Genomic DNA, 12,334 nt, shown 5'->3' on the forward strand with positions numbered 1-12,334 from the left:
CACGGCGTTCGGCTGGCTACGCGCGGCTACTTGGCGTACATCAGGGCGCCGAAGCCGAGCTGGTCGTACCCGCCGCTGCCGGAGCCGTGGTCGGCCTGGTCGTACCTGGCCTTGTCCTCGTCGAGGATGCCGATGGCCAGGATCGAGGCCAGGTTGCAGAGATCCCAGCTGGCCCAGTAGTTGGTGATGCAGGCGTCGTGGTGGTGGGTCAGGAAGCTGTTGTTGAGCGGGGAGAAGACGCCTGCGGGCATCGCCTGGGCCGCGGCGAGGTCCGTCTGATCCGACCACCCTGTTCGAAGTTTCGAAAGTCCCGCTGCGGATGATCCCGCGAATTCCCAGGTCTTCACGCCGAGTTGACGCGCACCTATCGTAGGAAGCGCTTACTGCACGGCTCGCACACAGACCGCGGACGCGACGTCGGTCGCAACTTTCGTCACCTTCGTTGGCCCAAGGGTGGGCCGGAGAGGCGGTTCCCCATGGTTCGTGCCGGGGGTACGAGCGTGGCGGCGGCCGGTCCGACGCTGGCGGTGGTGGCCCGCGAAGCCGGCGTCTCCGTACCGACCGCGTCGAAGGTGGTCAACGGTCGTGACGACGTGGCCCCCGAGACCCGCCGCCGGGTCACCGAGGCCCTCGAACGGCTCGGCTACGTCCGCAGACCGCGGTTCGACGCCGCGAAGGCCCCCGCCCTGATCGACCTGGTCGTGCACGCGCTGGACAGCTCGTGGTCGGGCGCGGTGCTGCACGGGGTGGAGGAGGCGGCGTACGAGGCCGGTCTTGAGGTGGTGGTGTCGGCGGGGCCGACCCGGACGCGGGCCGGCCGTCCGGAACGCGGCTGGCTGGACAAGCTCACCGCGCGCGGCTCCTCCGGAGTGCTGTTCGACCTGGCCGAGCTGACACAGTCGCAGTACGCCTGGCTGGACCACCACCGCATCCCGTACGTGCTGCTCGACCCCGTCCATGAACCCCCGGCGGGGGTCGTGTCGGTCGGGGCGGCGAACTGGCAGGGCGGGGTGTCCGCGACCGAGCATCTGCTCTCGCTCGGCCATGAGCGGATCGCGGTGATCGCCGGCAACCGGCGCAGGATGTGCAGCGGCGCCCGGGTGGCCGGCTACCGTTCGGCGCTCGCCTCGGCCGGGCTGCGCCATCGCGGGGAGTACGTCCGGCACGCGAGCTTCGACGAGGGCACGGCCCGGCATCGTATGCACGAGCTGCTCGACCTGCCGGAGCCGCCGACCGCCGTGTTCGTCTGCTCGGACCGGATGGCGCTCGGGGTGTACACGGCGCTGGCCGAGCGCGGGCTGCGGGTGCCGGACGACATCAGCGTGGTCGGCTTCGACGATCTGCCCGAGGCCCGCTGGGGCACCCCGGCGCTGACCACGGTCCGCCAGCCGCTCGCGGAGATGGCGGCGACCGCGCTGCGGCTGCTGGTGCGGCTGATGCACGGGGACCGTCCGGAGGGCACCCGGACCGAGCTGTCGACACGGCTGGTGGAGCGGGCGAGTACGGCCGCCCCACCGGCCCGTTCGGCCGCACGTGGGTGACCGGAGGAACTGCGCGACCAGCCACCACGGACCCGCAGTTCCCCACTTGGCCGGGCTTTCAGTCCTCCTCGTCCTGACGCGGCTCACCGAACAGCGCCTGGATCGCGTCCACGGCGCTGCCGTCGTGGTCGCTGCCGGCCGTACCCCTACCGGCCTGGACGTTCGCCGTGCGGTCCACCTCCAGGATGGAGTCCGCGTTGGAGTTGTCGATCACGGTGATCAGGCTCCCCGCCGGGTACGCGGGGACCGCGGCCGCGCCGAGAAGCACCGCCGCGACCGCCACAGCCGTCGGCAACCGCGTCACACGCCCACCCCCTCGGGCTCGGGCTCGTCGAGCCGTTCCCGGGCGATGTTGCGTTCCAGCAGGGTGGTGGACGCCTTGACCCCGACGCCACCGACCGCGTCCACCTCGGGAAGCCGGCCGTCCGCCGCCTTGAGCTCGCCGAGCGCGCTCTCCATGGCCTCGTGCGCGGCGAACAGACAGGGAGTGGAGTAGATGGCGACGTCGACACCGAGTTCGTCCAGTTCGGTGAGCGAGAGGCGGGGCGACTTGCCGCCGCCGATCTGGTTGAAGAGCAGCGGTTTGTCGCCGACGACCTTGCGGATGCGGCGGATCCAGTCCTCGCTGCGGACCCCGTCGACGAGGATCACGTCGGCGTCGGTGGCGGCCAGCCGCTCCGCGCGGTGCAGGATGTCGTGCTCGTCGGTGGCGTCCGTACGGGCCACCACGACCAGGTCCTGGCGGGTCGCCAGCACCTTCTCCAGCTTGTCCAGGTACTCCTCCAGGGGCAGTACCTGCTTGCCGTCGGCGTGCCCGCAGCGGCGGGGCCGCTTCTGGTCCTCCAGGATCACCCCGGAGGCGCCGATGCGCTCCAGCCCCTCCACGACGTGGCAGGCGACCTCGGGGTCGACGTAGCCGTCGTCGATGTCGACGAGGAGATGGTGGTGCGGGAACGCGCCCCGCAGCCGCTGGACGAAGGCCACCATGTCGGGCCAGGCGATGAATCCGATGTCCGGCAGCCCGTAGTACGACGCGGCGAAGCCGAAGCCGGAGACGAACATCCCGTCGTAGTGCTTGGCCGCGATCGATGCCGAGTACATGTCATACACGCCGATCAACGGGGTGGTCCCCGGCCCGGCGATCCGCTCCCGCAGCTTCTTCCCGTAAGTCAAGGTCCGGCTCCTCCTGTGGGTGGGTGGCGCGGCGGCTCGGCGGCCTCCGCGTCTCGACGCCCTTTGCCAAGACAAGAGCATGTCTAGATACACACGTGACTATCTCCGTGCGCGAGCTTTACTCACCCCAATGGGGGATCGGGTTCACCGGAGAAACGTCACTGGCCGAGCCGGGCGGCCCAGGCGAGACCCCCATGGAGATGGGCCAGGAAGGCCGGATCCCGGTACGCCTCCCGGGCGTGCCCCAGTGCCGTGTAGAACACCCGTCCGGCCCCCTGCCGACGGCACCAGGCCAGCGGATGGTCGTCCCCCATCGCGCCGCCGTCGTACGACGACTCGTCGGCGCGCAGCAGCACCCGCACCCGGCCGCGCGGGTTGTCCCGGAAGTCGTACCACTCGTCGGCGAAGTCCCAGGCGGCGGGCAGCGGCCGGGTCGCCGGATGGTCGTGGTCCTCGACGAGCGCCCGGCCGGGCTGGTACTCCGGGTGGCGGTCGAAGCGGGCGCCGAGGAGTTCGCCGTAGTACGGCCAGTCGTACTCGGTGCAGGCCGCCGCGTGCACGCCGGCGAAACCGCCGCCCGCCTCGACGTGGGCGGCCAGCCGGGCGCGGCCCGCCGGGGTCAGGATCTCGCCGCTGGTGGAGAGGAAGACGACGGCCGCGTACCCGTCCAGCGGCTCTTCGAGGGCGGCCGGGTCCTCGGTGGCGTCGACGTCGAAATCGGTGAACTCCCGTACGGCGGCGACGGCGTCGGGGATCGAGTCGTGGCGGTAGCCGGTGGTGCGGGTGTGGAGGAGCAGTCGAGGGGCCATGGCGGCATGGTCGCCCATGGCCCGCCGACGGTTCAAAGGCCGGGCGTCGGCACGCTGTTGTCGGGGGCGCCGTCGCCGTTGGACGGCAGGTCGCCGCGCTGTACCGGCTGGTCGTCGGTGAAGGCCGGGTCGGGCGTGGGCAGCAGGGCGTCGAGTTCGCCGGCGGAGGGGCGGTGGATCGCGCGCACCGCCTTGCCCAGCACCGCGTCGGAGACCCCGCCCTCACCTTCGAGCCACACCACGCAGTCCTTCTTCGTCACCTCGTACTTGTGCTGCCCGGAGTGGCCCGGATGGTCGGTGTAGAGGTGGATGACGGCGCCGGTCTTGTCCGCGTACGCGGCGGAGAAGCCGTCGTCGCCCTGCACGCCGACGGACTGCTGAGCGAGGGTGAACCCCGGCGCCCCGGTGACATAGACCAGCTCCGGGTCCATGCCCAACGCCTTCGCCTTCGCGGCGAGTTCGGCCGGGTCGGCGGGCGAACCGGAGTCTCCCGAGTCCGCCTTCTCGGTACCGCATCCGGTGAGCAGGGCGGCGGCGAGGAGCAGGGGCGGCAGGACGCGCACGGCACGGATCATGCGCCCATCGTGCCGCACAGGCGCTCCACAGGCATCGGGTTTTCCGGTCGCCCCACCGCTCGTCCGTCCGTGCCGACGGCGCCTGGCCCCGGCCTCGATGAACGCCACCGCGCCCCTCCTCGACCACCTGGTGCGGCGCCCCCCGACCTCGCCGCGACGGTCGCCGGCTTCGCCCGGCGGACCGGTGTGACCCCCGCCGCCGGAGGTGCCCACCCGGACCTCGGCACCCGCGACCGTCCGGTGACCCCGGGCGGCATGCCGCGGGGAGCCATGGCCTTCTCCTGAGTGTCCGATTCCTTCAAGACCGGCCCTCGGCCCTCCCCCTACGGTGACGCCATGACTCCACGATTCGCCGTGATCGGTCTGGTCGCCTCCGACCTGACCGCGTCCCTCGCCTTCTACCGCCGCCTGGGCCTGGACTTCCCGCCCGGCGCCGAAGAACAGCCCCATGTCGAGGCCGAGTTGCCCGGCGGGCTCACCCTCGCCCTGGACACGGAGGAAACGGTCCGCTCCTTCCACCCGGCCTGGCGCCCGCCGGCCGGCGGTGGCCGCGTGGGGCTCGCCTTCCGCTGCGGGTCGCCCGCCGAGGTGGACGCGGTCTACGAGGACCTGGTCGGCGCCGGGTACCACGGCGAGCTCAAGCCGTGGGACGCCTTCTGGGGCCAGCGGTACGCCACCGTGCACGACCCCGACGGCAACGGCGTCGACCTGTTCGCCCCGCTACCCGAGTAGGTCGGTCTTGGGCACCTTCGGTGGCGTACGCGCGGGTATCGGGCCCGGCGACCAGCAGCCGCCCCTCGTGCCAGAGCAGATCCATACATCCGTCGGGCAACACGCGCCCGCGCCGCCGCCGTCCGGCCGGTTCACCCAGACCACCGCGCCGGAGATCCGAGACGCCCGTTCCTGGTACACGTACGCCAGCGTAGACGCGCCGCCTCGGTGGCGCGGGGCCGTGTGCGACACGCCGGCCTCACAGCGCCCCTCAGGGGCGCGGGGCCGTGTTCGGCGTGCGGCTGCCGCCGCGTGGGCGCGACCGGCCACGGCGAACCCGCACCCCGCCGGACACCGCACCCCCACGGCGAATCCGCCCCGGCCCTCAAGCCTCCGGCTTGCGCGGCGGCGGATGGCTGCTCTTCACATGGGTGCGCAGCCGGGCCGTGACGTCCTCCGGCGGCAGGAAGCGGGACCAGCGCTCCGGGAACTCGGACGGCATGTCCGGATCGTCGGGGTCGACCTCCCGCGCCGCGGCCGCGCGGGCGACGTACTCGGCGACCTGGGCCTCCCGCAGCCGTTCGTTGGCGGCGCGCGCCGCGGCCGTGGCGGCGGCCGGCCAGACCCGGTCGATGGCGGCGTTCATGGCGGCGCCGACCAGCACGGCGAAGGCGGACACACCGATCCACAGGAGCACGGCGACGGACGCGGCGAGGGAGCCGTAGATCGTCGCGCCCTCGATGGTGTTGGTCAGGTAGATGCGCAGCAGGAAGCTGCCGAGGACCCACATGGCCAGGGCCACCAGGGCGCCCGGCACGTCCTCGATCCACGGCGAGCGCACCGGCACGGAGACGTGGTACAGCGTGGTCAGGAAGACGATGGACAGAACGATCACGACCGGCCAGTACAGGACCTGTACGACCGTCTCCGACCACGGCACGATCCGGACCACCGCGTCCGGCCCGGCCACCATCAGGGGCAGCGCCACCGAGCCGATCAGCAGAGCCGCGATGAAGAGCAGAAAGGACACCACCCGGGTCTTCACGATGCCCCGGACGCCGTCCAGGCCGTACATCACGGTGATCGTGTCGATGAAGACGTTCACCGCGCGGGAACCCGACCACAGGGCGAACAGGAAGCCGATGGAGATCACGTCGGGGCGGCCGCCCCGCACCACGTCGTGCAGGATCGGCTCCGCGATCTCCTTCACGCCCTTGTCGGACAGGACCGTACGGGAGGCGTCCAGGAGGTTGGTCTCCAGGCTGGCGATGGTGTGGGCACCGGTCCAGTCGTCGACGTAGCCGAGCAGTCCGATGAGGCTGAGGAGCAGCGGCGGCACGGACAGCAGGGTGAAGAAGGCGGCCTCGGCGGCGAGGCCGAGGATGCGGTACTCCATGCAGGAATTGACGGTGTCCTTGATCAGCAGCCAGGCCGTCCTGCGCTTGGAGACGTTCCGGTAGAGGGCCCTGGCCCGGTGGAGCCGGCCGGAGGGCCGCTCGGGGGTATCGCTTGCTGGCTGCACGCCCTAACGGTATCCGCCGTCCCGGGCGGTACTCATCTTCCGGGGGCCCGAAGCGACCTTCCGGAACCCGGCGGGACCTCGCGGCGCGACCGGGGGCGCCGCCATGTCACGCTGGAGACCACCGCCGTCGTCCCGGGTAGGTTCACAGACATGGCAGGTACCACCACCCATACCGTGACCAACCAGCCGCCCCCGCTGGCCGGATACGACCTCTTCGCCGCCGACCGCGCCCTCGTCGAGGCCGTGGCCAGGCACACCGGCCCGGAGCTGCTGGACGAGGTCCGTGCCGAGCTGTCGTCGATCGGCGTCTCGGCCGGTTCGGCGCAGGTCCAGGAGTGGGGGGTGCAGGCCAACGAGCACCCGCCGCGGCTGCGCACCCACGACCGCTACGGCCATCGTGTCGACGAGGTCGAGTTCCATCCCGCCTGGCACCGGCTGCTCGGCAAGGGCGTGGGCGCGGGCCTGACCACCGGCTGGGTACGGCCGTGCGGGCACGTCCGGCGGGCGGCCGCGTTCCTGGTCTGGACCCAGGTCGAGGCCGGCAACTGCTGCCCGCTGTCGATGACCAACGCGGCGGTGCCCGCACTGCGCGCCGATCCGGAGCTGGCCGCCGTCTGGGAGCCGCTGCTGACGTCCGTGATCTACGAGCGTGAGCTGCGGCCCGCCGACCGGAAGGCCGGTGCCCTCTTCGGCATGGGCATGACGGAAAAGCAGGGCGGCAGCGACGTACGCGCGAATACGACCAGTGCCGTCCCGCTCGCCGAGTCCGGGACGTACGCGCTCACCGGACACAAGTGGTTCTGCTCGGCTCCGATGTCGGACGGCTTCCTGGTGCTGGGCCAGGCACCGGACGGCCTGACCTGCTTCCTCGTACCGCGGGTCCTGGCGGACGGCACCCGCAACGTCTTCCTCCTCCAGCGTCTCAAGGACAAGCTCGGCAACCGGTCGAACGCGTCGGGTGAGGTCGAGTTCGACGGCACCTGGGCGCGGCGCGTGGGCGAGGAGGGGCGCGGGGTACGGACCATCATCGAGATGGTCGCCGCGACCCGGCTCGACTGCGTGCTGGGCTCGGCGGGGCTGATGCGGCAGGCGGTGGCACAGGCCGTGCACCACTGCACGCACCGCGAGGCGTTCGGCGGAAAGCTGTCCGACAAGCCGCTGATGCGCAACGTCCTGGCCGACCTCGCGATCGAGTCGGAGGCCGCGACGACGCTCGCCCTCCGGCTGGCCGCCGCCTACGACGACGGGAGCGAGTCCGAACGGGCCCTGCTGCGGCTGGCGTTGCCGGCCGCCAAGTACTGGGTGACCAAGCGCTGCGCGCCGGTCACCGTGGAGGCCGCCGAGTGCCTGGGCGGCAACGGCTACGTGGAGGAGTCGGGGCTGCCCCGGCTGGTACGCGAGTCACCGCTGAACTCGGTCTGGGAGGGCGCGGGGAACATCCAGGCGCTGGACGTCCTGCGGGCGTTGCAACGCGAGCCGGCCGCGCTGGACGCCTACCTCCAGGAGATCGGCCGCGCCCACGGCGCCGACCACCGCCTGGATCGCGCCGTCAAGGACCTCTTCTCCGAACTGGCCGACCTGGAGGGCATGGAGGCCAGGGCCCGACGCCTCGTGGAACGCCTGGCGACGGTCCTCCAGGGCTCCCTGCTGGTCCGCTTCGCGCCCCCGGAGGTGGCCGACGCCTTCTGCGCGTCAAGGCTGGGCAACGACTGGGGTTCATCCTTCGGCACCCTGCCGAAGGGCCTGGACCTGGCGGCACTGGTAGACCGGGCCAGGGCAGCTTCTTGAGGCGGCTGCCCCGCCCTGCCCAGGGGCGCGGGGAACCGGGCGCTCAGCCACCGGCCGCCGTCAGCCACCGGCCGCCGTCAGCCACCGACCGCCGTCAGCCACCGACCACCTTCAGCCGCCTACGCGCCGCAAGCCGCACCCCCGCCGCGATCGGCTCTCCGCCGGTGCGCGGGGGTGGTGCTGCGCCGACACGGCACCACCCCCGCTTCGGCCCATGTCAGGCCACGACGCCGGAGCGTCGGCTCAATTTTCGGCCACCCCCGGTCCATTCACCAGGGTTGCAAGGGGTTGCAACATAGCGGTGTCTGTGAGCGGACTGTGTGCCTCGGGCACTGGAAAACGGCAGTATGAGAGGCGCAGCCGGTCCGGAAACCGCCGCCCGGACGGCTTGACAACACTCTTCCATGCCTTTTTGCGAGGACTGTCCGGGAGGACCTCAGTGGGGAACCCGCCGATGGACGTGGCGCGACTCGCCGCGGTGGACGCGGCGCAGGCGGCGCGGTTACTGAGCGAGCTGCGCGAGGCCAGACTCGCCGGACAGCGTGGGCGGATCGCGCCCCGGCCAGTGATCGAGCAGTCCTGGGGGCGGACGCTGCGCAGCGGCGTCGACCCCGACGACGACCTCCGTTCGGCGCCGCTGTCCGCCGACGAAGTCCGGCGCAGACGTGAGGAGTCACCGCTCAGAGACGTACTGCCGGTGCTGCGGGAGGGGTTGCTTTCGGTCGCGGACGTCGCCCGGCACATCATGGTGGTGGCCGACGCCGACGGCCGGGTGCTGTGGCGCGAGGGTTCCTCGCCGGTGCTGCGCAAGGCGGACGGCCTCGGCTTCGCACCCGGCGCCGACTGGCGGGAAGACGTCGTCGGCACCAACGGCGTCGGCACCCCGGCAGTGGTGCGGCGCCCCGTCCAGGTCTTCGCCGCCGAGCACTTCGTCCGCTCGCTCAGCTCCTGGACGTGTTCCGGCGCCCCCATCACCGACCCCCGGGACGGCAGGCTGCTCGGTGTGGTGGATGTCAGCGGTCCACTGGAGACCATGCACCCGGCCACCCTGGCCTGGGTGAACTCGGTGGCGAAGCTCGCCGAGGCCCGGCTGCGGGAGCTGCATCTGGACGCGCTGGAGCGGCTGCGCGCGGTCGCGGCGCCGGTACTGGCCCGGCTGGGCGGCCGGGCGCTGGTGGTGGACGCCGACGGCTGGACGGCGGCGGTCACCGGCATGCCGTATCCACAGCGGCTCGCGCTGCCCAAGCCCCTTTCGCCGGGCCGCCGCTGGCTGCCGGCGCTCGGGCTGTGCTCGGTGGAGCCGCTGGCCGGGGGCTGGCTGCTGCGGGCGGTGGACGATCCGCCACCGGCGGACGGCGGGCGGCTGGTGCTCGACCTGGCCCAGCCGCGCCGGCCCTCGGTGACGGTGGGCGGCGGCGCCTGCTCCTGGTCCCGGGAACTGAGCCCCCGGCACGCCGAGTTGCTGTATCTGCTGGCGGTACGACGTGCCGGGCGGAGCGCGGCCGGGCTGGCCGAGGACGTCTTCGGGGACGCCTCACGGACGGTCACCGTGCGCGCCGAGATGTCCAGGATCCGGCGCTATCTGGGGGCGCTGCTCGAACACCGGCCCTATCGCTTCAGGGAGGACGCGGAGATCGAGGTGCTGCTCCCCGCCGACCCGCACGACCTGCTGCCCAGTTCGACCGCCCCGGCGGTGGCGGCGGGCAGAGGGCGTGAACCCCGGTCCGGGTGAAAGTCCGCAGGCCCGGGTGAAAGTCCGCAGGGCCCGGGTGAAAGTCCGCAGGGCCCGGGTGAGAGTCCGCAGGGCCCGGGTGAGAGTCCGCAGGGCCCGGGTGAGAGTCCGCAGGGTCCGGGTGAAGGCCCGTACTCCGAGGCTCATTTAACGCATCAGGGGCATAAGGTGACGTATCTTCGGCATATTTGCGCGGTCTTCGCGGTACGGCCGCCCCGACTGCCGTAGCATCCCGGTGCGGGCATCCCCACCTGCTCCTCGGTCAACGTACGGACCATGGGGCGCAGTTGGCTCGCCTCGGGAGGACACATGAAGCATCGCGGCAGACACCGGCGGCGCAGGCGGGGCGCGGCACTGCGCGCCGCCCTGGCCGGGACCGCGCTGGCGCTCACCGCGACGGCCACGATCGTCAGCGCCTCGCAGGCCACGGTCGCCGACAACCCGGGCGCGCTGAAGCCGCTGACCTCCGCCGCCGACACCGCGCCGCTCCAACTTCAGGAACACCTCGTGCCGCGCCGCTCGCTGGACCGGCTCGCCTCGGCGATGGGCGGGACCGTCGGGGTCGCCGACGTCCTGGCGGACGCCGACCACAGCCTGCGCGAGGCGGCCGACTGCGACTCCGACGACCGGGACTCGCTGCCGGCCACCCCGGCGGCCGACGAGGCGTACTGCTGGGACCCCACCGACACCCTCACCGACGACTGGCGGCCGGCCTCGGTGACCACCTCCTCCGACGCGGACGACGACGGCCTGTGGGGCGCCAACCGGGTCGTCCTGGCCGGCTGGACGCACAGCACCTCCAGCGGTCCCGCCGCCTCCCGGGGCCTGGCCCGGGTCGCGGTCGTGAACGAGAACGACCCGGCGCACCCGTCCTACTCCTGGATCCTGCTGACCGTGCCCAGTGCCGACGGCCGTACCTACCGGGGTCTGACCTCGGAGATCGCCGGCATGGTCTGGTACGAGGACAAGCTGCTGGTCACCACCGCTCCGGGCAGCGCCGAAGCCCTCTACGTCTACGACCTCAACCGCATCCAGCGCACCTCGGTACGGACCGACGCGGTCGGCCGGGTGCCCGGCGGCTGGTCGGCCGACGGCTTCCGGTACGTGATGCCCGCCGTGGGCTCGTACCGGTTCACCGCGGGAGCCTGCTCCGAGGCCGGCGCGCCCTGTCCGAGCGCGCTCTCCGTGGACCGCGGGACGGCCCCGGACAGCCTGGTCCTCGGCGAGTGGACATCCGCCGACAGCGATCAGCGGGCCCGGCTGTGGCGGTACGCGTTCGACGAGGACCCGAAGCACGAGGGATCGCTCGCCACCGACGCCGCCGGCCGGGCGGACGCGGTCGAGGCGTACCGGACCGGGGCCTCCGAGATCCGGGGCGTCCTGTCGTACCGCCCGCCGGGCGCGACCGCCTCCGAGTGGTACATCGGCCACCTTCCCGGCGCCATGGACGGGCACGGCAGCCTGTGGCGGCAGGACACCGAGGGCGCACAGGCGGCCCGCTGCGGCTCGGACGCCTCGCACCGCTGCTGGGGCGAGAGCACCGGCTCGCTCTCCTACGCCCCCGACACGGGCGAGGTGTGGTCGGTCACGGATCGCATGCTGTTCTCGGTGCCGCTGCGCGCGATCGACGCGTCACTCGGATAACGGCTGTCGACACGTCCGGGACCGGGATGATTGCCTGGCCCCATGAGCAGCATCGCCGTGACCACCTGGTACCTGGAACAGACGTCCCCTGCCGACCTACTCCCCGCCGCCGCCCCTGCCGGTGACGCGGTCAGGATCGTCCGCGCCGAGGTCCCCTCCCCCGAGTTCAGCCGCTTCCTGTACGCCTCGGTCGGCGGCGACATCACCTGGACCGACCGGCTGAGCTGGAGCTACGCCCGGTGGCAGGAGCATCTGGGGCGGCCCGGCGTGGAGAACTGGGTGGCCTACGACCGGGGCACCCCAGCGGGCTACATCGAACTCGATCCGCAGGACGACGGGGTGGTGGAGATCGCCTACTTCGGCCTGATCCCGGCGTTCCGGGGCCGCCGCATCGGCGGTCACCTGCTCTCGTACGGCGCCGCGCGCGCCTGGGACCTCGCGGAGCGGTGGGACGGGCGGCCGCCGACGAAGCGGGTGTGGGTGCACACGTGCAGTCTGGACGGCGAGCACGCGATGGCGAACTATCAGCGGCGGGGGTTCCAGCTCTACGACACGAAGGCCGAGGAGGAACCGGCCGTCCCGGCGCCGGGACCCTGGCCGGGAGCGCACACCGAGGCGTGACGCACACCACCCTGTCTCAGTATTCAGAATAGATCCGTCCGAATCGCGGACGATGGTGGACTGCCCCGAGATCCGCGTGACACGCTTCCGTCATGTCTGGAACTGGAATCGCCTTGGTGAGTCGGCGGCACGTCGACCTCGGCCGCATGTCCAGCGCCATCTGTCCGGCGGGCTGAGAGCACAGCACCGCCGCCCTCTCCTGTCCAGACCTTCCCTTG

The 12,334-nt window shown here is 72.3% G+C and carries 12 protein-coding genes and 3 pseudogenes; 8 read left to right on the plus strand and 7 right to left on the minus strand.

The genetic code is table 11. The features are described 5' to 3' along the window. Positions 1 to 92: 92 nt before the first annotated feature. Positions 93 to 239: pseudogene (locus tag AB0N16_RS01765) on the minus strand (cell wall anchor protein); the annotation flags it as partial. A gap of 237 nt (positions 240 to 476) precedes the next feature. On the opposite strand from AB0N16_RS01765, the gene AB0N16_RS01770 reads away from it, so the two are divergent. Next, the gene (locus tag AB0N16_RS01770) at positions 477 to 1,541 is read left to right on the plus strand and encodes a substrate-binding domain-containing protein (protein WP_365791956.1); all 1,065 of its coding nucleotides are present in this window, start codon (positions 477 to 479) and stop codon (positions 1,539 to 1,541) included. Positions 1,542 to 1,599: 58 nt separating this feature from the next. On the opposite strand, the gene AB0N16_RS01775 is transcribed toward AB0N16_RS01770, so the two are convergent. The 4 genes from AB0N16_RS01775 to AB0N16_RS01790 form a co-directional block, all read right to left on the minus strand. After that, the gene (locus AB0N16_RS01775) at positions 1,600 to 1,845 is read right to left on the minus strand and encodes a hypothetical protein (protein ID WP_365791958.1); all 246 of its coding nucleotides are present in this window, start codon (positions 1,843 to 1,845) and stop codon (positions 1,600 to 1,602) included. Continuing rightward, the gene (locus AB0N16_RS01780; RefSeq protein WP_365791960.1) at positions 1,842 to 2,714 is read right to left on the minus strand and encodes an isocitrate lyase/PEP mutase family protein; all 873 of its coding nucleotides are present in this window, start codon (positions 2,712 to 2,714) and stop codon (positions 1,842 to 1,844) included. Before AB0N16_RS01780 ends, AB0N16_RS01775 begins: the two co-directional genes overlap by 4 nt. Before the next feature lie 158 nt (positions 2,715 to 2,872). Beyond that, entirely contained in the window at positions 2,873 to 3,523 is a 651-nt protein-coding gene (locus AB0N16_RS01785; RefSeq protein ID WP_365791962.1) for a ThuA domain-containing protein, read from the minus strand. A 32-nt stretch (positions 3,524 to 3,555) separates the two neighbouring features. Next, entirely contained in the window at positions 3,556 to 4,098 is a 543-nt protein-coding gene (locus AB0N16_RS01790; protein WP_365791964.1) for a membrane lipoprotein, read from the minus strand. 97 nt (positions 4,099 to 4,195) lie between these two features. Between AB0N16_RS01790 and AB0N16_RS01795 the strand changes: the two are divergent. Both AB0N16_RS01795 and AB0N16_RS01800 read left to right on the plus strand, forming a co-directional pair. Next, positions 4,196 to 4,353: pseudogene (locus AB0N16_RS01795) on the plus strand (VOC family protein); the annotation flags it as partial. A gap of 81 nt (positions 4,354 to 4,434) precedes the next feature. Further along, positions 4,435 to 4,830 (plus strand): VOC family protein, encoded by a 396-nt coding sequence (locus tag AB0N16_RS01800; protein ID WP_362566137.1) that lies wholly within the window; start codon positions 4,435 to 4,437, stop codon positions 4,828 to 4,830. A gap of 10 nt (positions 4,831 to 4,840) precedes the next feature. Here AB0N16_RS01800 and AB0N16_RS01805 read toward each other — a convergent pair. Then, positions 4,841 to 5,010: pseudogene (locus AB0N16_RS01805) on the minus strand (AraC family transcriptional regulator); the annotation flags it as partial. A 184-nt stretch (positions 5,011 to 5,194) separates the two neighbouring features. Continuing rightward, positions 5,195 to 6,331, minus strand: a complete 1,137-nt coding sequence (locus AB0N16_RS01810) for a YihY/virulence factor BrkB family protein (protein ID WP_365791966.1) — start codon at positions 6,329 to 6,331, stop codon at positions 5,195 to 5,197. A 150-nt stretch (positions 6,332 to 6,481) separates the two neighbouring features. Between AB0N16_RS01810 and AB0N16_RS01815 the strand changes: the two genes are divergently transcribed. The 5 genes from AB0N16_RS01815 (at position 6,482) to AB0N16_RS01835 (ending at position 12,292) form a co-directional block, all read left to right on the plus strand. After that, a complete protein-coding gene (locus AB0N16_RS01815; protein ID WP_365791968.1) occupies positions 6,482 to 8,119 on the plus strand; it encodes an acyl-CoA dehydrogenase family protein in 1,638 nt (545 codons plus the stop codon). A gap of 454 nt (positions 8,120 to 8,573) precedes the next feature. Next, positions 8,574 to 9,851 carry a GAF domain-containing protein gene (locus tag AB0N16_RS01820; protein ID WP_365791970.1) on the plus strand — a complete coding sequence of 426 codons (1,278 nt, stop codon included), beginning with the start codon at positions 8,574 to 8,576 and terminating at the stop codon, positions 9,849 to 9,851. Positions 9,852 to 10,160: 309 nt separating this feature from the next. Further along, entirely contained in the window at positions 10,161 to 11,495 is a 1,335-nt protein-coding gene (locus AB0N16_RS01825; RefSeq protein WP_365791972.1) for a hypothetical protein, read from the plus strand. Positions 11,496 to 11,537: 42 nt separating this feature from the next. Next, complete coding sequence (locus AB0N16_RS01830) at positions 11,538 to 12,116, plus strand: GNAT family N-acetyltransferase (RefSeq protein WP_365791974.1); 579 nt, start codon at positions 11,538 to 11,540, stop codon at positions 12,114 to 12,116. Between the two features lie 92 nt (positions 12,117 to 12,208). Then, positions 12,209 to 12,292, plus strand: a complete 84-nt coding sequence (locus AB0N16_RS01835; protein ID WP_309500612.1) for a putative leader peptide — start codon at positions 12,209 to 12,211, stop codon at positions 12,290 to 12,292. The last annotated feature ends 42 nt before the right edge of the window (positions 12,293 to 12,334 follow it).

This window comes from Streptomyces sp. NPDC051105, assembly GCF_040682795.1.
Lineage (GTDB): Bacteria > Actinomycetota > Actinomycetes > Streptomycetales > Streptomycetaceae > Streptomyces.